Raw genomic sequence first — 18,253 nt, 5'->3', positions numbered from 1 at the left:
CAATAGGTAGCCCGTGCACCACACAATGACCAGATAGCTGTTCAATCCGGCGCACCAATGAGCTAGCGTGCCGTCAATTAAGCATAGCGCCTGCACGAAGGATCCTCATTTGGCAAAATTTGACAGATATCTACTGTCACAATTGATGGTTCTGTTTGGCTTTTTTAGCCTCGTGTTGGTGCTTATCTATTGGATTAACCGGGCTGTTGTCTTGTTCGATCAACTGATCGCTGACGGGCAATCAGCGAGTGTTTTTCTTGAATTCACAGCACTATCCTTACCATCGGTTATTCGCCTTGCGCTTCCATTGGCTGCCTTTGCGGCGTCCGTTTACGTGACGAACAGAATGACAACCGAATCTGAATTGGTCGTTGTTCAGGCGACTGGGTATTCTGCATTTCGCTTAGCCCGCCCTGTTTTGTATTTTGGAATCATTGTCGCATTTTTGATGATGATGCTTATGCATTTCCTTGTCCCAATGAGCGCGGCGCGCCTTGCTGAGCGCCAATCGGACATTTCGCAAAATATCACTGCGCGACTTTTGACCGAAGGTCAGTTTATCGAACCGATCAACGGTGTCACATTCTACATTCGCCACATCACCCCATCAGGAGAGCTACAGGACATCTTTTTGTCTGATACGCGCAGCACTGAGCAACATGTGACATACACCGCCACGCGGGCGTTTTTGGTGAATGACACGGATGAAACACAGTTAGTGATGATCGACGGTTTGGTGCAAACGCTGCAGCTGAGCGGACAACGATTGTCAACAACATCATTCGACGATTTCGCGTATAATATTGGTAGTCTCATTGAGAAAACCAGTAAACGCGGACGCCGTGATTCACATCTTTCGACTTGGGAACTGTTGCATCCTACGCCAGAAATAATGGTCGAAACTGGCCGTTCAGAGGCACAGCTAAAGGCGCGCGGCCATGATCGCTTTAGCCAATCAATACTTGGCACAGTCGCGGCTCTTTTGGGGTTTGCGACGCTTCTTGTTGGAGGCTTCAGCCGATTTGGGGTGTGGCGACAGATTGTAGCCGCGATTCTTCTTATTATTGTCGTAAAAGCCATGGAAACTGCAGGACTGAACCTTGCACGAAGCGATGAACGCTTCTGGGTGGCAACGTATCTTCCGTCAGTCGCCGGGTTTGCAATCGTCTGGTTCTTGTTGTTTTGGGCAACCCGGCCGTATCTGTTCAAACGTCGCCCTAAAGAAAAGGCCGCGTCATGATTTTACATCGCTATTTCGCACGTCGGTTCTTAATGACTTTTCTCGGGGTGCTCGCGGTATTTTTTATGATCATGGTGTTTCTCGACATTGTGGAACAGCTACGCCGTTATGCGTCAGCTGACGCAGGGTTTATGGCGATCTTAGCGCTGACTTTGCTCAATATCCCGCAAGGCGTGTATCGTATTTTGCCGCTCATTATGATCTTGGCCTCGATAGCCTTATTTCTTGGTCTCGCACGATCTTCAGAAATGGTCGTCACCCGCGCTGCTGGACGATCAGCTTTGCGCGCATTGAATGCTCCACTGTTTGTCGCGCTTCTGATCGGTCTGTTTGCGGTAGGCATCGTAAATCCAATTGTCGCCAGCACATCCAAAGAATACGAGGCGCGTTCTGGCGCGCTACGCGGAGATAGCTCTGTCCTTTCGATTGGATCATCTGGGCTTTGGCTGCGTCAGGGTGGTGAATTGGGGCAAACCGTTATTCGTGCCCAAAGCGCAAATCTAGACGGTACTGCACTCACCGATGTGACATTTATCAGCTTTGGCCCTGACGGAAGCCCAACACGGCGTATCAATGCAAAATCTGCAGCGTTGCAAACCGGATCTTGGCAGCTTAGCGATGCAAAACTCTGGCGCTTCGATCACGGGTCAACACCAGAGGTAACCGCACTCATTCAGCCGAATATGTCCATCCCTTCGACACTGACACCTGACCAAATTCGTGACAGTTTTGGCACGCCTTCATCGATTCCTATTTGGGAACTACCTGCCTTTATCGAACGCCTTCGTAAGGCAGGTTTTTCAGCACAGCGTCACGTTGTTTGGTTCCATTCCGAAATTGCCCAACCGCTGTTTTTGGTCGCAATGGTCATGATCGGAGCAGCCTTCACGCTACGCCACCAGCGCGGCGGACGCACCGGATTGATGGTCATGTTCGCGATCTTGCTAGCCTTCGTCATCTATTTTATTCGCAACTTTGCGCAAGTGCTGGGTGAAAACGGGCAATTGCCCGCGGTACTTGCAGCCTGGGCACCGCCGCTGGCTGCAATCGGGCTAAGCTGGGGTATTTTGTTGCACAACGAGGATGGCTAATGCGCCTATTTGCTACGTTCATATTGATGTTGTTTCCCCAAATGGCACTGTCACAAAGTGCCGCGACATTGATCGCTGACAGCGTACGTGTCACGGAAAACGAAGAATTGATTGCCAGCGGTAATGTCGAGGTTCTTTATCTGGGCACGCGTATGACCGCTGCGCAAATTACATATGACCGCGCCAACGACCAGCTTAGCATTTCTGGCCCGATCATCATTCAAGCCGACGACGGTACTGTCCTCACTGCGCAGTCAGGGCAGCTTGATCCCACGTTGGAAAACGGCGTACTGCAGGGCGCACGCATCGTTCTTGATCAACAGTTGCAGCTTGCTGCCAACCAAATTGATCGCCGTGACGGGCGCTATTCACAGCTTTACAAAACGGTCGCGACCTCATGTCAGGTTTGCGCCGATCAGCCACCACTGTGGTCCATCCGTGCGCAACGGGTTGTCCATGACGACATCGAACAGCAACTTTACTTTGAGAACGCAACGCTACGCATTCGGGACGTTCCTGTGCTCTGGCTGCCGAAAATGCGTTTGCCAGATCCGAACCTCGAACGTGCAACAGGGTTCTTGATCCCTGAGCAACGCAATACATCACAATTGGGAACAGGGATTAAAATTCCCTACTTCGTCACTTTGGGGAACCACCGTGATGTAACACTCACCCCTTACGTATCGGCTGAAACGCGCACCTTGGAATTGATTTATCGACAAGCATTCCAGAACGGCGACTTGCGTATCGAGGGCGCCTATAGCGACGATACCTTGGAAGATGCAAACCGATCATATGTCTTTGCCGCTGGCGAATTCGATCTATCCGATGACTACAAGCTTACATTCGATATCGAAGCCGTCAGCGATACTGCATATTTGCTTGATTACGGCTATTCCGACAAAGACAGATTGGACAGCGAGATTTCGTTGACCAAAGCGACTGACACGACACTCACACAAACACGGCTTACATATTACCAGACACTACGCGACGATGAATCCAACGCCTCGTTGCCGCCAATCATTGCCGATGCAAACCACGAAGCACGGTATTATCCAAAAATTGGTGGGACTGTGACGATGGGTATAAGCATCGACAGCGCTTATCGTTATAGTAACGTCGACGGTGACGCTGGTCGGGACGTAAGCCGGATTGGCGCTTTTGCAGATTGGGATGACAGTTGGGTCGTCAATGGCGGCGTATTGCTGAATGCCGGAGCTGGAATGCGGACAGACCTATACCACGTATTAGACGACAGCAGTTTTCCAATCAGTGATACGCGCGTCGTGCCGTCGGTGCATGCGGGGATACGCTGGCCTCTCGCAGCCTATTCATCCAACGGGGCATCACACTTGATAGAGCCAACAATCAGCCTGTCATGGTCCGAAAGCTACGGCGCGACTGTGCCAAACGAAGATAGCACCCGCAGCGAATTAGACCACGGTAACCTATTTGATGTTTCTCGTTTTTCTGGCGATGACGCAGTCGAAGTCGGTTATCAAGGTGCAGCAGGCATAAGCTACACAAGGTTAGGCAAGTCCGGCTTGTCATCCGTGCTCGCGTTCGGTCGGGTCATTCATGACGAGCCGCAAACTGACTTTTCCAAATCATCTGGTTTAGATGGGCTACGGTCAGACTGGCTTGTTGCGGGGCAACTTACAACCGACGACGGTTTCTTATTTGATGCACGCGCATTGTTTGACGACAATGCGGACATCACCGTTACCGACAGCCGGATTGGTTGGCAAAACGACCGTATATCACTTGCCGCAGCATATATCTGGCAGGCAAAAGATGCGACGGAAGACCGCACAGACACAGTTTCAGAATGGACGCTCGACGCAGGGTTTATCGTAAATGACGCGTGGAGTATCGACCTTGACGGTCGTTACAACGTCGCAGACGACAGACCCGTAAGAGCAGGCATTGGTGTCGGCTGGCAGAACGAATGCGTGAACATTAACGTTTCGGCCTCGCGTCGCTATACGTCTTCCACTACGGTTGAACCAACAACGACTTATGGGCTAAGCGGCTCACTGACAGGTTTCTCTGCGGGGCGGTCCACAGCTGGGCTAGCGGCAGGTTGCCGGAACTGAATTTGATAACGAGGACCCAAATGCGCGCATTTACCTACATAGCCGTTATTCTGGCTTGGGCGCTGACATCCAGCACAGCAGCACTGGCACAAGGGCAGCTTGCTCCGGTGATTACCGTGAACGACCAAGTGATCACCCGCTATGAGCTAAATCAGCGTATGCGGCTGCTTGAAATGTTTCGGACTCCAGGCGATTTAAACGAAGTCGCGCGGACTGGTTTGATCGAAGATCGGCTAAAACAACAAGAAATGGCGCGTGTCGGTTTACAGCTTAGCGATGCATCACTGCAGACCGCGATGGAAGAATTCGCCGGGCGCGCAAACCTAAGCCTGCCACAGTTCACCAACCTTCTCTCGCAAAACAACGTAGATCTCGTTACGTTGCGCGACTTTGTAAAAGTCGGCGTTGCTTGGCGGGATTACATCCGCGCTCGCTATAGCCGCGAGGTCACAGTGACCGACGCGGACGTCGAACGTGCGCAACAACGCCAAGGCAACCGCCCCACACAGATCGAAGTCCTTTTGTCCGAAATCATCATCGCACCGCCGCCTGAACGTCGTGCACAAGCAGAAGAAGCCGCGCGTGAAATTTCTCAAATGCGATCATATGCTGATTTTGAAGCTGCTGCACGTCAGGTTTCAGCACTTCCATCGCGTGAAAATGGCGGACGCTTAGGCTGGCTACCAATTTCGAATTACCCTGCCCAATTACAGCAAATGTTGCTTGACCTTGAACCGGGCGAAGTCACCGACCCCATCGAAATCCCCAACGCGATTGCTTTGTTCCAAAAACGCGGCACGCGAGAGGCCGCGCGCGCGACTAGTGCACCGGTCAGCATTGATTACGCGGCATATTACATTCCGGGCGGCAAATCCGACGACGCATTGCGCACCGCCGTAGGTGTCAAAAATCGTGTCGATACATGTGATGATCTTTACGGTGTCGCCCGTAATCAACCAATCGAAGCGCTCGACCGTTTTACTGTCGCACCAGCCGAAATTTCGCGCGATGTCGCACTTGAGCTCGCACGCCTTGACCCGGGCGAGGTGTCCTACAACCTGACACGCGATAACGGTCAAACACTTGTGTTTTTGATGATGTGCGCACGGAATCAAGCGGGTGATACGGACGCTAATCCAGATGCGATACGCAACCAAATCACTAGCCAACGTCTGGCTGGGCTGGCTGATGCGCTGGTCGAAGATTTGCGTGCATCGGCTGTTATTGTTTCACGATGAAACCAATTGCGATCAGCTGTGGCGAACCTGCGGGTATTGGACCTGAAATTGCGGTCGCTGCATGGAAGGCTTTGCGCGATGAAATCCCGATCGTCTGGCTTGGCGATCCACGGCATCTACCGAATGGGACGCCGGTTAAAACGATAGATAATACAAGCGTTACTGCCGAGCTTAGTAGCAATGCGTTCCATGTTTTGCCTCGTGATTTCGGGCCGGGCGTCCAACCGGGCATCGCCAATCCTACCCACGCACAAGGGGTGATTGATGCGATTGCCGATGGTGTTCAGCTTGTTCGCGATGGCAAAGCAAGTGGTTTATGCACTGCCCCAATCCACAAAGCAGCATTAATTGACGGGGCAAATTTCCCTTATCCCGGCCATACTGAATATTTAGCCGCACTTGCTGACACGGACCGTGTTGTCATGATGCTCGCTTGCGATGAACTACGCGTAGTACCGACGACGATACACATTCCAATATCAGATGTACCACGCCAGCTCACAGCATCCTTACTGACAGACACCTTGTTGATCACCCATGCCGCGCTGCGCCGCGATTTCGGCATCGCAGCGCCGCGCATTGCCGTGGCGGGGCTAAACCCTCATGCCGGTGAAGACGGAAAAATGGGAAGTGACGAGATCGACATGATCACCCCGGTCCTGACCGCATTGCGCGCACAAGGCATGGACGTAACTGGGCCTTGGCCTGCCGATACAATGTTCCATGCCGGCGCACGTACCCAATATGATGTCGCTGTGTGCATGTATCACGATCAGGCATTAATCCCGATCAAAACTATTGATTTCTCTGGCGGGGTTAATGTGACATTAGGTTTACCTTTCGTCCGTACTTCACCAGATCATGGCACTGCGTTTGATATCGCGGGCAAAGGCATAGCGGACCCAACGTCGATGATCGCCGCGATCAAAATGGCCGCAACAATGGCGGACAGCCGCGATCAAATTTAGCTAAATTTGATCTACCCCACCGCATAACCCATCGGTAAGAACAGAACATGAGCACGATTGATAACCTTCCTCCGTTGCGCGACGTCATTACGACCCACGAGCTGGCAGCAAAAAAATCGCTTGGTCAGAACTTTCTGTTAGACCTCAATCTTACCGCAAAGATTGCGCGTCTCGCTGGTGACTTGACTGGCGCAGATGTGCTCGAAATCGGACCGGGACCGGGGGGTTTGACACGTGGCCTATTGGCTGAGGGCGCGCGCCGTGTCCTCGCCATTGAAAAGGATCCGCGTTGTATGCCTGCCTTGGCTGAGATCGCCGATGCCTATCCGGGCCAATTGACGACCATCAATGGCGACGCATTGGACGTCAACCCGCTTGAGCACCTGACAGCCCCGATCAAGATTGCAGCGAACCTGCCCTATAACGTTGGTACGGAATTGCTGGTACGCTGGCTGACCCCGCCTGAATGGCCACCATTTTGGGAAAGCCTGACGCTGATGTTTCAACGCGAGGTCGCGCAGCGTATCGTCGCAGAACCGGGCAGCAAGGCCTACGGACGGCTCGCGCTACTCGCACAGTGGCGCACCGATCCACGTATCGTGCTTGAATTACCACCAGAGGCATTCAGCCCACCGCCCAAAGTCAATTCTGCTGTTGTCCACCTCACCGCCCTACCCGCGCCGCGTTTCCCGGCCGATCCCGGCGTTCTGAACAAAGTCGTTGCAGCCGCGTTTAATCAGCGGCGCAAGATGCTACGCTCTGCGCTCAAATCCGTCAGTCCTGAAATTGAAGACCACTTAAACGCCGTCGGTATCAAACCAACCGAACGGGCCGAACAAGTGGGACTAGAGGCGTTCTGCGCACTGGCACGCAGTTTGGAAAATAACCCGGCGTAAACAAAAAGCCCCCCGAAATCGGAGGGCTTTTTCATTATTCGGCGGCCTCTGGCGCGCTATCACCATTTGGCGTCTCGGTCGGTGTTTCGACCTTGGGCTTGCGCGGTGCGCGCGGTTTGCGGGCACGTGGTTTTGGCTTTTCTTCTGGCGTTTCGACCAACCCGTTATCTTGGTTATCGTCATCGTCCATTACCGGCTGATCAAATCCACCTGATTGTGGCTGTTCCGCCTTTGCAGGATCATTTGATGCCGCTTCTTGGGCTTTCACCCGCTCTTGGCGTTCACGATCACGTTCAGCTTGGCGTTCGCGGTTCTGGGCTTCTTGCTCCTCACGGCGCTGATCAACTTCGCGCTGCGCTTCGGCAAGCATACGTGTGTAGTGCTCTGCGTGTTGCGCAAAGTTTTCCGCGTTTACACGGTCACCTGACAACTGCGCGTCACGATGCAATTGGTTGTATTTCTCGATGATCTGTTGCGGGGTGCCGCGCACCTTGCCATCAGGACCAGAGCTGTCAAAAACTCGGTTAATGATGTTCCCGCCCGAGGGCCGGTTATTACGGTTCTTGTTCCGTGACCGTGACTTCGATGATCTCATTGATTTGCTTTCAAGCCCTTGGCTGTCGTTGCGCTAGACCTATGTCGCGCCTTATGCGCGTTTCAAATTTTTGGCCTTGCGATGTTTTGGCGACTGATCGGGGGGAGATCCAAACTGGCCCTCTTACCGTCCGATGCATTTGAATAAACATGTGGGGGGCATCAAGACAAGTATAAATTATCGATCACGCGCAATTTTACGCCATAATACTGGTTTTCTACCGTTATTTGGGCATTTCACTGGCCACAACACGGTCTCGACCATTAAAATCCGGTACGACGCGAATGTTGACTAGCCCCGCATCTGACATCAGCTTTGACACGGCCGCTGCTTGCGTTGGACCGATTTCAACGATCAAACGCCCACCCGGCGTCAAATGCGCCGGCGAATCGCGGCAAATGATCCGATAGGCGGTCAGCCCGTCTGCTTCGTCGGTCAGCGCCAAACGGGGTTCGTGCAGGCGTACTTCGGGCTGCAAGTCATCCATTTCGTCAAGCGCGATATAAGGCGGATTACTAACGATCAGATCAAATTGTCCTGTGATTTCAGCAAACCAATCAGACTGAATGAATGACGCACGTGATTCCAGCTCTAGATTTGCGCAATTTTTCTGCGCGACAGAGAGAGCCTCGACGGACACATCGGCACCGATGCCTTTTGCGCCTGTACGTGCTGCAACAAGTGATAGCAAAATACATCCCGAACCTGTCCCAAGGTCGAGCACATTGCTGAACTGATCTTCCAACGCCGTAACAATAAGAGTTTCTGTATCTGGCCGTGGGTCAAGAACATCGGCGCTCACCAAAAACCGATGTGCATAAAAATCGCGATACCCAACCAGATGCGACAATGGCTCGCGTGCGACCCGGCGACGAACAAGGTCGAAGTATTTTTCTGCGAGCGTTCCGTCCGACAGGTCATTGTGGTCGATATAGTGATCAGGGAACGCGGCTTGCCACAGCAGCCTCGCTTCGCGGCGCGGATTTGGAATACCCACCTCGCTCAGCATGGTTGTAGCTTCGGCCGTCAGTTGTTCAGGTGTCACGCGCCCATTTCCGCCAGCAATGTCGCCTGCGCATCCGCTTGCAGTGCAGTGATCGTTTCTTCTAGATCACCCTGCATAATCGAGCCCAATGAATAAAGTGTCAGGTTAATCCGGTGATCTGTCATGCGACCCTGCGGGAAGTTATAGGTGCGGATGCGTTCAGATCGGTCGCCCGATCCGACCTGCGCCTTACGATCAGCAGAACGTTCACCATCGACACGCTGGCGTTCTAGGTCAAACAGTCGCGTTTTTAGCACCTGCATCGCGATTTCACGGTTCCGGTGTTGGGACTTTTCGGCGCTGACCACGATGATCCCCGTTGGAATGTGCAAGATGCGCACTGCGGAATCGGTGGTGTTCACGTGCTGACCGCCCGATCCTGACGCGCGCATCGTATCGATCCGCAAATCTCCGGGGTTGATTTGGATATCAACGTCTTCGGCCTCTGGCAAAACGGCGACCGTCGCAGCAGACGTATGGATACGCCCCCCACTTTCGGTTTCAGGAACACGCTGCACGCGGTGCACGCCGCTTTCATATTTGAGCTTGGCAAACACGCCGTCGCCAGCGACACGTGCGACAACTTCTTTGATGCCGCCAAGTTCGGTCTCGGACATTTCAAGGATTTCAAACTTCCATCCCTGACCTTCAGAGTAGCGTTGGTACATGCGCAGCAGGTCACCCGCGAATAGCGACGCCTCATCCCCGCCAGTACCCGGGCGAATTTCGATAAGCGCAGGACGCGCATCAGCAGCGTCTTTTGGAAGCAACGCCAGCTGAACATCATGTTCTGATGCCTCAAGCGCAGCCTTTAGGTCCGGCAACTCAGCCTCGGCCAGTTCCTTCATCTCAGGGTCAGACAACATCGCCTCGGCGTCGGCGATTTGTGCAACCAGATCTTTGTAAGCGGTGACCGTTTCGACCACGGGGCGCAGCTCTGCGTATTCACGCCCAAGCGCTGCAATTTCGTTTCCCGCAGCGCCATCGGCCATCTTGGCCTCTAGAAACTGAAAGCGGTCAATGATCTGTTCAATTTTATCGGATGCTATCATGGGAACCCGATTGGCCGATCAGAGCGGCTCGGTCAAGGGGGCAAGCGTTTCCAGCCAGCCAACAATGCGCGCTTTGTTTACTCCCATATCGGATTTACCAAAGCGAAGACGCCCTGAAATTATCAAAACCCCATCCTGAGCCGCGATTGTTGTATAATCTGGAAAGCCCATGATCAGCGACCGCGTTTCAAAGGTGAGCATGCCCTCATCGACGCTTCCTGCGATCAATTTCGTGCGCGGTGTCGCAAGTGCCCGTTGCTCCGCCGCGCGCAATGCGTCCTGCGTTGGTGCCGTCAGTTTGCGTACCGCGCGAAAGCCACCCGGGGATTGATAATCACCAGCCCCAGAAAATGTCGGTACCTTGTGCCATTGATGGACACGCGTTGGCGAAAACCGCACATAGAGCATTACCCACACAATAGCGATACTAACAAGAAATATGATACGCATCAGCATTTTGAACACCACTTTTCATTCACGCGATCGGGAGTTCACGTTTATTACACAGCGCAAGGCAGCATAGCTCCATAGCGACATGTGCACCCGCAATGGCTGTGGCACCTGTTGTATCATATGGGGGTGACACTTCTACCACATCACCACCGACCATGTTGATCCCTGCTAAATCGCGCAAGATCGCAGCCGCCTGCCAACTGGCCAAACCGCCCCAAACAGGCGTACCAGTGCCCGGTGCGAATGCCGGATCAAGTGCATCTATATCAAATGTCACATATGCCGGATGACCTCCGACAATGTCCTTGACCCGCTTGGCGACGTTACTTGCACCCACTTCATGACAGGTACGGGCGTCGATGTATTGAATTCCGTGGTAGTCATCACATTCCGTCCGGATACCGATTTGAACGGATCGTTCGACATCAATCAACCCTAGCTTAACCGCCTTGTACATGAACGTGCCATGATCGATGCGGTTCATGTCATCATCCGCCCATAAATCTGAATGGGCATCGAATTGGATGACCGACATCGGCCCATATTTCGCAGCATAAGCACGCAAAATCGACAACGTCATGAAATGATCACCGCCAAGCGCTACCGTACCCGGGCCAGCATGTAAGATATGCTTGAAATGAGCTTCGATGAGCGCAGGCACATCTGCGACATTAGCATAGTCAAAGGGCATGTCACCGTAATCGATGATCTCGAATTCAGACAAGGGGTCAAATCCGCCCCAACCATAAGGCGGATCATAGGGCTGCAAGCACGATGCCTCGCGGATCGCGCGTGGACCGAAACGTGCACCGGGGCGATGCGTCACAGCCTGATCGAATGGAATACCTGTGACCACGAGATCAACGCCATCAAGGTCTTTGGTATAGTTTCGACGCAGAAACGAAACTGCACCGCCAAAGGCGTTTTCATAGGCCAATCCTTTGCGATTGGTCCGCGTGAAAGCGAGGTCAACCTGCCCCTTCGCGTCTTCTAATGCCATGTGTCCCCCCGTTTCTGACCAAAGCTAGTATCACCCAATCGGCTGAGCACGTTCAACCAGACGTGCGAAATACGACGCACCAACTGGCGCAACAGTATCATCAAAATCATAATTTGGGTGATGTAGGCCTGCCGTGTCACCATTTCCAATGAACAGATATGCACCCGGACGTTTGTCTAGCATATAGGCAAAATCCTCGGCACCCATTTCGCGATCACCGTCATCGACGACATCTGCAGAAACTTCACGCGCAACCTTTACTGCAAAGGCGGTTTTGTCAGTATCATTGACAGTAGCGGGGTAACCGACCTCATAGCTAAGATCAGCCTGAACGCCGAATGCGGCCGCCTGCCCAGCAACGATTTCTTCTAACCGCTTCATCACCATCGCCTGTACGTCCCGTTTGAACGTACGTACTGTTCCGCTCACCAGTGCTGTTTCGGGGATAACGTTATCAGCTGATCCCGCGTGAAACTGCGTGACAGATATAACAAGATCATCTTGGGGATAGTGGTTGCGGCTGATGATCGTTTGAACAGCATTATAAATAGCGACCGCTGCCACAATCGGGTCAACGGTATCTTGTGGCTGGGCGGCATGCCCACCTTTACCCGTAATCCGCACACGAAACTCGTCCACAGCGGCTAAAATCGGACCCGGCGTCGTATAGAAAGCGCCCACAGGCGTTCCCGGCGCATTATGAAGCGCATAGACCTGACCGATGTTAAACGTGTCTAATATTCCCTCTTTGACCATGAGATCCGCACCACCGCCATCTTCTTCTGCAGGCTGAAAAATAAGCGCGACCCGTCCTGAAAAATTGCGCGTTTCCGCGAGGTATTTTGCAGCCCCCAACAGCATCGTGGTATGACCGTCGTGCCCGCAGGCATGCATCTTGCCCTTTACCGTCGACGCATGATCCAGCCCGGTCAATTCATCCATCGGAAGCGCATCCATATCGGCGCGTAAACCAATGGTTGGCCCGTCCCCTTGACCATCGATAATCGCGACAACACCGGACTGCGCAATACCTTCATGGATTTCGTCGATGCCAAATTCACGTAAACGTTCAACAACAAAGGCCGCGGTTTTGTGACAGTCAAACGCCAATTCTGGATGAGCATGAAGATGCTGGCGCCACGCCTGCATATCATTTGCATAATCAGCGATACGGTTAATCACAGGCATTCTAGGACTCGCTTTCGTAGGAATAATCTATGCACTGACAGAGTGCCTATTTCGGGGTGTGTCAATCGCTTTCCAATCACAATCCGCCCCTTGGCGTTGGAGCCACGTTTCGATAGCTTCACCCCAAATAGCATGAGGCACAGCATGACTGACGACACCCTAATTCATGACCCGAACGGCGGCCTCCCACGCTTGCTTGAAATCATGCGCCGCTTACGGGACCCTGAAACGGGTTGCCCTTGGGATATCGAACAAGACTTTGATAGTATCGCCCCCTACACCATTGAAGAATCTTATGAGGTCGCCGACGCTATCGCCCGGAAGGATTGGCCAGAACTCGAAGGGGAGCTGGGCGATCTTCTGTTGCAGACGGTATATCATACGCAAATGGGCTCAGAGGCTGGATTATTCAGCTTTGACAGCGTTGTGAAGTCCGTGGCCGATAAAATGGTCGCGCGCCATCCACATGTGTTCGGCGACGAATCGCGCGACAAATCTGCAGATCAACAAACCGCAGACTGGGAAAAGATCAAAGCAGCCGAACGCGCAGGCAAAAAGCAAGGTCGTACGCTTGACGGTGTCGCAGCTGGGCTGCCCGCCTTAACACGCGCTGTAAAACTGCAAAAACGTGCGGCGCGTGTGGGGTTTGATTGGCCTGACACCAGCCAAGTGATCGACAAAATCAAAGAGGAAGCCGCCGAACTGGTCGAGGCGCGCGACACGCTTACGCAGACTGAGGTCGAAGAAGAGTATGGCGACCTTTTGTTCGTCGTTGCTAACCTTGGACGACACCTTGGCGTTGATCCAGAGGCCGCTTTGCGTGGTACGAACGCAAAATTCACCAGAAGATTTGAAGCCATCGAAGACGCGCTCTCAGCCAAAGGAAAATCACCATCTGAAAGTGACTTAGCCGAAATGGATGCGTTGTGGGATGCCGCAAAATTGAGCGAGTTGAAGCCTAATTAAGCAAAAATGCGTTGACCCAAGTAAAATAGTCAGATTTATAGGCGCCGATTAAACATGGAGCCTCTTTATGACCCTACGTACTTGTCTACTTGCAAGCGCATGCGCAGCAGTTGCAGCCCCCGCCATTGCAGATGTGAACATCTACACAACACGCCAACCAGAGCTGATCCAACCGGTTATGGACGCGTTCACAGAATCCACAGGAATCGCCGTAAACTTGGCATTCGTTGATGGCGGTATCGTTGAGCGCCTGAAGGCCGAGGGCGATCGTTCACCAGCTGACCTGGTGATGACAGTTGATATCGCCAACTTGCAGCAAATCGTTGATGGCGGCGTAATCCAGCCCGTCGAAAGCGACGTTTTGACAGCAGCAGTCCCAGCGTCACTGCGCGCTGAAGACAACAGCTGGTTTGGCCTGACCAAACGTGCACGGATCGTTTATGCATCACGTGAACGCGTTGCTGACGGCGAAGTCACAACATACGAAGATCTGGCGTCCGACAAATGGGAAGGCCGCATTTGCACACGTTCCGGCGTTCACAACTACAACCTTGCTCTGACCTCTGCTGTTGTGGCGCACCACGGCGAAGAAGGTGCAGCTGAATGGGCCGCTGGCGTCCGTGAAAACCTTGCACGCAAGCCAGAAGGCAACGACCGCGCACAGGTCAAAGCGATCTGGGCTGGCGAATGCGACATTAGCCTTGGTAACACATACTACATGGGCAAAATGCTGCAGGACGCAGAGCAAACCGAATGGGCAAACTCTGTCCGTATCGTGTTCCCAACATTTGAGAACGGCGGCACACACGTAAACATCTCTGGTGTTGCGATGACCAAAGCGGCACCAAACCGCGAAGAAGCCCTGCAACTGATGGAATACCTCGTATCTCCCGAAGCTCAGAGCATCTACGCAGAGCTGAACTACGAATACCCAGTACTCGAAAGCGCAGAGCTGTCTGAGCTGGTTTCTGGTTGGGGCGAGTTCACTGCCGACGACGTAAAACTAGAAGAACTGGCTTCGCACCGCCCTGTTTCCTTGCGGATCATGGAAGAAGTCAACTTCGACGGCTAAGCATGATGGGGGCGTTGGCCCCCACTGCACAAGACGTAAACCAACTCGCCCGCAACGACACTTGATCATTGCGGGCGAAATACTTCGGTGTAGGGTCAAACAGTATCAATTCTGCGAGCGGCCTATCAAAATGATCGAAACCCTCCTTGCGCACTTTGGCACTGACCGATCATCGTTTCTGGGCGCAGGCGCAGAGGCACAAGTATTTGCCTTAGGCCCTGATAAAGCGCTACGCGTTCATGCTGCCGATACGGTTGCCGCAGATGTTGCTGCCCGAGTTGCCCTACTCTCTCGACTTCAAAATGCGCCCCAAATGGTCCGGTTTGAAATTCCACACATACGTGACTTTGGGTTTCAGCATGGGTTCCATTTTACGATCGAAGACCGTCTTACCGGGAGGCCAATGCATCAGGCTCTCCCGCAATGCACCCCAACGCAACGCGAACGCTTAGTGAACGATTACCTAGAAAGCGCGACCCAAGTTACAGGACTACTGAAGAACGAAACTGAATACGGCGAACTGGCGCTCGCGAACCCTATTCGAAGCATTAGCTTTAAAGATTTCCTGCGTGCCCGCGCCGAGGCGTCGCTGAATGTTTGCGGGCTAAATATCGATGTGGACGATCTGATTGCCAAGATCGATGAACCGGATAAACCATCGCTTGTTCATCTGGATTACTGCCCTTCCAATGTCTTATGCGAGAATGGGAAAATCACAGCCGTGTTAGACTTTGGCGGGACAACAATTGCAGGTTGCGCATCCTTCAACCCGATTGCCGCCGCTGCGTTCTTAAACCCGTCGATAACGCCGGCTGCGAATGACGCGGGCCAACAGCAAGCCAATGCATGGCTGGATGATCATGGGTTTACCAACAAACGTACCCCAATCACAAAATGGCTGGCGGCCTACTGGTCATTTTGCGGAAAGAACGACGACCTGCCGCTATTTCACTGCTGTCGTGACATTTTAGGATCGCCCAAAGAAAGCTAACCCAGCCTCCAACTTGCTAATACGTTTCGATCTGTGGTGCATCATCGGTGATTTCATAATAGTCAGCTTTGTCTTTAACGAAAATATGCTTACCAATAGTCAGACCTGTCGGTTGGTCCAGACAACCCGGCGCAATATTGATGCTATCGTCATCGTTCATACGGTAGAACAAACTTGAACCACAGCTTTTGCAAAACCCACGCTTTGCATAAGCAGATGACTTATACCAAGTCAGCCCCTGCTCGTTTGTAAACACAACATTATCAAAAGACGCATGTATCGACGCCCAATGATGACCGCTTGTCCGTCGGCACTGCCCGCAATGACAAATCGTCACGGCGTCTCCTAAGCCTTCGACCTCAAAACTTACTTCGCCGCAATCACAACTGCCTTTTGCCATATCACGTCTCCAATATTGTTCAGTTAAATACGCATTCGCGGTCAATGTGATCCACGTGTTTACGTCAACAATACTGGATGTTTCTCTTTCATCCCAAGACGAAAGAGAAATAGCATTCGTTTCTAACGCAGCTACCCGGCCACCTTCTCTTCTAGCGTCATCCATTCGTCTTCTGCGTCCGATAGTGCGATTTGACGGGCGACGAGCGCATCAGAAGCTTTCTGAAATTTCACCGGCTGCTTCGTGAATAGCTCTGGATCTGCGAGCAGTTCTTCGAGCTTGCCAATTTCTGCGGTCAGTTGATCAATGACGCTCGGTAGTTCTTCGAGACGGTGTTTTTCGGTGAACGAGAGTCCGGTCTCGGCTTTCTTTTCAACCTGCTTTTGCTTTTTCGCTAATGGCTTTGACGCCTCTTTGCTTTCCACAAAGTCCCCGCCACGTTGCGCGCGATAGTCGGTCCAACCACCTGCATAAACAACAGCCTGCCCGTTGCCTTCCATCGCGATGGTCGTTGTCGCGACCCGGTCAAGAAAATCACGGTCATGGCTGACCAGCAGAACAGTGCCGTCATAATCGCCCAAAATATCCTGCAACAGATCAAGCGTTTCGATATCAAGATCGTTGGTCGGTTCGTCCAAGATCAGCAGGTTGCTTTCGCGTGCCATCAGGCGTGCAAGCAGTAGACGCGCTTTTTCACCACCAGACAGTGACCGCACAGGTGCTCGGGCTTGCGCCTCGTCAAACAAGAACTCTTTCAGGTAGCCAACCACATGTTTCGGATTGCCCCGAACCATGATCTGATCCGATTTACCGCTCACCCCAAGTTCGGGATCATTCGCAAGGTTTTCCCACAGCGACATTTCGTTATTCAGCGCCGCACGGGTCTGATCAAACAACGCGATATCTAGGTTCGTGCCGAGCTTAACCGACCCTTCATCTGGTTCAACTTGACCCAGTAACATCTTGATGAGTGTCGTTTTCCCAACACCATTCGGCCCGACAAACGCGATACGATCGCCACGCTGTACGGTCAGGTCCAGCCCCTGAACAATCTGCTTGTCACCAAAGGATTTGGTCAAGCCAAACGCCTCGACTACTTTTTTACCAGAGGTGCTGCCGCCATCAAATGCCATTGCCGCAGTGCCTTGGCGTTTGATCTGTCCAGCCTTTTCTGCACGCAAGTCTTGTAGCGCCCGAAGCCGTCCTTGGTTACGGGTACGACGCGCAGAAATGCCTTCGACCGCCCAGCGAGCCTCTTGCTTGATCTTACGGTTTAGCTTGTGACGCTGCTGGTCTTCTTCTTCCCAGATTTTATCGCGCCAAGCCTCAAAATTCTCAAACCCTTCCTCGGCGCGACGTACTGCGCCACGGTCGATCCACAGCGTGGCACGCGTCAGCGCACGCAAAAACGCCCTATCGTGGCTAATCAACACGAATGCAGCGCGGGTTGTTTTTAGTTCATTTTCCAACCACGCAATCGCTTCGATATCTAAGTGGTTTGTAGGCTCATCTAGCAACATCAGTTCAGGCGCTTCGGCCATCAATTTGGCCAGTGCCGCGCGACGACGTTCACCGCCCGAAGCAGTGGCAACTTTGCCTGCCGGGTCAAACTTCAGCCCCTCAGCGACCATATCGACTTTATACGCCTCATCAGGGTCAAGCCCGCTGGCCGCGTATTCGCCTAACGTCTCGAACCCCTCCATCGTGGGGTCTTGTTCCATATAGCCGACCTGCACGCCGGGCGATGCGACACGGGTGCCGCTGTCGACCTCGACCAAACCGGCCATGACCTTCATCAAGGTGGATTTACCCGAACCGTTGCGCCCAACAAGGGCCACACGGTCACCGGGTTGAACCACCAATGACAGGTCTTCGAATACAGGATCGCCGCCGAATGTCAGCGCGATGTCGGAAATTTGGAGTAAGGGTGCTCTAGCCATATCGCCTGCTACGGCGCGG

The 18,253-nt window shown here is 53.0% G+C and carries 17 protein-coding genes; 9 read left to right on the top strand and 8 right to left on the bottom strand.

Going from position 1 to position 18,253, the window contains the following annotated elements; translation table 11 throughout:
- Positions 1–109 precede the first annotated feature (109 nt).
- The 6 genes from lptF to rsmA are packed head-to-tail and all read left to right on the top strand — an operon-like array spanning position 110 to position 7,532.
- Positions 110–1,240: an LPS export ABC transporter permease LptF gene (gene lptF, locus CLV80_RS01565; RefSeq protein WP_106354049.1), complete on the top strand. Its 1,131-nt coding sequence runs from the start codon at positions 110–112 to the stop codon at positions 1,238–1,240.
- Complete coding sequence (gene lptG, locus CLV80_RS01560; RefSeq protein ID WP_106354046.1) at positions 1,237–2,331, top strand: LPS export ABC transporter permease LptG; 1,095 nt, start codon at positions 1,237–1,239, stop codon at positions 2,329–2,331. Before lptF ends, lptG begins: the two co-directional genes overlap by 4 nt.
- Complete coding sequence (locus CLV80_RS01555; RefSeq protein WP_106354043.1) at positions 2,331–4,430, top strand: LPS-assembly protein LptD; 2,100 nt, start codon at positions 2,331–2,333, stop codon at positions 4,428–4,430. The genes lptG and CLV80_RS01555 overlap by 1 nt, the downstream gene beginning before the upstream one ends.
- A 20-nt stretch (positions 4,431–4,450) precedes the next feature.
- The gene (locus CLV80_RS01550) at positions 4,451–5,668 is read left to right on the top strand and encodes a peptidylprolyl isomerase (RefSeq protein ID WP_106354041.1); all 1,218 of its coding nucleotides are present in this window, start codon (positions 4,451–4,453) and stop codon (positions 5,666–5,668) included.
- The gene (pdxA, locus tag CLV80_RS01545) at positions 5,665–6,636 is read left to right on the top strand and encodes a 4-hydroxythreonine-4-phosphate dehydrogenase PdxA (protein ID WP_106354039.1); all 972 of its coding nucleotides are present in this window, start codon (positions 5,665–5,667) and stop codon (positions 6,634–6,636) included. Before CLV80_RS01550 ends, pdxA begins: the two co-directional genes overlap by 4 nt.
- Before the next feature lie 47 nt (positions 6,637–6,683).
- Entirely contained in the window at positions 6,684–7,532 is an 849-nt protein-coding gene (gene rsmA / locus CLV80_RS01540; protein WP_106354037.1) for a 16S rRNA (adenine(1518)-N(6)/adenine(1519)-N(6))-dimethyltransferase RsmA, read from the top strand.
- 34 nt (positions 7,533–7,566) lie between these two features.
- Here rsmA and CLV80_RS01535 read toward each other — a convergent pair whose 3' ends face one another.
- The 6 genes from CLV80_RS01535 to CLV80_RS01510 all read right to left on the bottom strand — a co-directional run bounded on the left by CLV80_RS01535 (position 7,567) and on the right by CLV80_RS01510 (position 12,865).
- Positions 7,567–8,127 carry a DUF4167 domain-containing protein gene (locus CLV80_RS01535; protein WP_106354035.1) on the bottom strand — a complete coding sequence of 187 codons (561 nt, stop codon included), beginning with the start codon at positions 8,125–8,127 and terminating at the stop codon, positions 7,567–7,569.
- A 223-nt stretch (positions 8,128–8,350) separates the two neighbouring features.
- Positions 8,351–9,172: a peptide chain release factor N(5)-glutamine methyltransferase gene (gene prmC, locus CLV80_RS01530; protein ID WP_165793287.1), complete on the bottom strand. Its 822-nt coding sequence runs from the start codon at positions 9,170–9,172 to the stop codon at positions 8,351–8,353.
- Positions 9,169–10,224 (bottom strand): peptide chain release factor 1, encoded by a 1,056-nt coding sequence (gene prfA, locus CLV80_RS01525; protein ID WP_106354032.1) that lies wholly within the window; start codon positions 10,222–10,224, stop codon positions 9,169–9,171. The genes prmC and prfA overlap by 4 nt, the downstream gene beginning before the upstream one ends.
- 18 nt (positions 10,225–10,242) lie before the next feature.
- Positions 10,243–10,680 (bottom strand): DUF1499 domain-containing protein, encoded by a 438-nt coding sequence (locus CLV80_RS01520; protein ID WP_106354428.1) that lies wholly within the window; start codon positions 10,678–10,680, stop codon positions 10,243–10,245.
- Positions 10,681–10,699: 19 nt separating this feature from the next.
- On the bottom strand, positions 10,700–11,677 hold the full coding sequence (speB, locus tag CLV80_RS01515; protein WP_106354030.1) for an agmatinase: 978 nt from the start codon (positions 11,675–11,677) through the stop codon (positions 10,700–10,702).
- Between the two features lie 30 nt (positions 11,678–11,707).
- Positions 11,708–12,865, bottom strand: coding sequence for a M20 aminoacylase family protein (locus CLV80_RS01510; RefSeq protein ID WP_106354028.1), 1,158 nt, complete (start codon positions 12,863–12,865; stop codon positions 11,708–11,710).
- Between the two features lie 144 nt (positions 12,866–13,009).
- Between CLV80_RS01510 and mazG the strand changes: the two genes are divergently transcribed.
- From mazG to CLV80_RS01495, 3 genes are all read left to right on the top strand, one after another.
- Positions 13,010–13,831 (top strand): nucleoside triphosphate pyrophosphohydrolase, encoded by an 822-nt coding sequence (gene mazG / locus CLV80_RS01505; RefSeq protein WP_106354025.1) that lies wholly within the window; start codon positions 13,010–13,012, stop codon positions 13,829–13,831.
- Between the two features lie 67 nt (positions 13,832–13,898).
- Positions 13,899–14,903, top strand: a complete 1,005-nt coding sequence (locus CLV80_RS01500) for a Fe(3+) ABC transporter substrate-binding protein (protein WP_106354022.1) — start codon at positions 13,899–13,901, stop codon at positions 14,901–14,903.
- Positions 14,904–15,033: 130 nt separating this feature from the next.
- Positions 15,034–15,894, top strand: a complete 861-nt coding sequence (locus tag CLV80_RS01495; protein WP_106354020.1) for a phosphotransferase family protein — start codon at positions 15,034–15,036, stop codon at positions 15,892–15,894.
- Between the two features lie 16 nt (positions 15,895–15,910).
- Here the strand turns inward: CLV80_RS01495 and CLV80_RS01490 are convergent, their stop codons facing one another.
- Positions 15,911–16,459, bottom strand: a complete 549-nt coding sequence (locus CLV80_RS01490; protein ID WP_243394347.1) for a GFA family protein — start codon at positions 16,457–16,459, stop codon at positions 15,911–15,913.
- Positions 16,426–18,234, bottom strand: a complete 1,809-nt coding sequence (locus tag CLV80_RS01485; RefSeq protein ID WP_106354016.1) for an ABC-F family ATP-binding cassette domain-containing protein — start codon at positions 18,232–18,234, stop codon at positions 16,426–16,428. The genes CLV80_RS01490 and CLV80_RS01485 overlap by 34 nt, the downstream gene beginning before the upstream one ends.
- Positions 18,235–18,253 lie beyond the last annotated feature (19 nt).

It is taken from the genome of Yoonia maritima, assembly GCF_003003285.1.
GTDB classification, from domain to species: domain Bacteria; phylum Pseudomonadota; class Alphaproteobacteria; order Rhodobacterales; family Rhodobacteraceae; genus Yoonia; species Yoonia maritima.
This window is presented reverse-complemented; position numbering and strand designations above follow the sequence as displayed.

Excerpts from the sequence above, each read along its gene's own strand:
- lptG (WP_106354046.1), top strand. The coding sequence starts at position 1,237 with ATGATTTTACATCGCTATTTCGCACGTCGGTTCTTAATGACTTTTCTC.
- CLV80_RS01555 (WP_106354043.1), top strand. The coding sequence starts at position 2,331 with ATGCGCCTATTTGCTACGTTCATATTGATGTTGTTTCCCCAAATGGCA.
- CLV80_RS01550 (WP_106354041.1), top strand. The coding sequence starts at position 4,451 with ATGCGCGCATTTACCTACATAGCCGTTATTCTGGCTTGGGCGCTGACA.
- pdxA (WP_106354039.1), top strand. The coding sequence starts at position 5,665 with ATGAAACCAATTGCGATCAGCTGTGGCGAACCTGCGGGTATTGGACCT.
- rsmA (WP_106354037.1), top strand. The coding sequence starts at position 6,684 with ATGAGCACGATTGATAACCTTCCTCCGTTGCGCGACGTCATTACGACC.
- CLV80_RS01535 (WP_106354035.1), bottom strand. The coding sequence starts at position 8,127 with ATGAGATCATCGAAGTCACGGTCACGGAACAAGAACCGTAATAACCGG.
- prfA (WP_106354032.1), bottom strand. The coding sequence starts at position 10,224 with ATGATAGCATCCGATAAAATTGAACAGATCATTGACCGCTTTCAGTTT.
- CLV80_RS01520 (WP_106354428.1), bottom strand. The coding sequence starts at position 10,680 with ATGCTGATGCGTATCATATTTCTTGTTAGTATCGCTATTGTGTGGGTA.
- speB (WP_106354030.1), bottom strand. The coding sequence starts at position 11,677 with ATGGCATTAGAAGACGCGAAGGGGCAGGTTGACCTCGCTTTCACGCGG.
- CLV80_RS01510 (WP_106354028.1), bottom strand. The coding sequence starts at position 12,865 with ATGCCTGTGATTAACCGTATCGCTGATTATGCAAATGATATGCAGGCG.
- mazG (WP_106354025.1), top strand. The coding sequence starts at position 13,010 with ATGACTGACGACACCCTAATTCATGACCCGAACGGCGGCCTCCCACGC.
- CLV80_RS01500 (WP_106354022.1), top strand. The coding sequence starts at position 13,899 with ATGACCCTACGTACTTGTCTACTTGCAAGCGCATGCGCAGCAGTTGCA.
- CLV80_RS01495 (WP_106354020.1), top strand. The coding sequence starts at position 15,034 with ATGATCGAAACCCTCCTTGCGCACTTTGGCACTGACCGATCATCGTTT.
- CLV80_RS01490 (WP_243394347.1), bottom strand. The coding sequence starts at position 16,459 with ATGGATGACGCTAGAAGAGAAGGTGGCCGGGTAGCTGCGTTAGAAACG.
- CLV80_RS01485 (WP_106354016.1), bottom strand. The coding sequence starts at position 18,234 with ATGGCTAGAGCACCCTTACTCCAAATTTCCGACATCGCGCTGACATTC.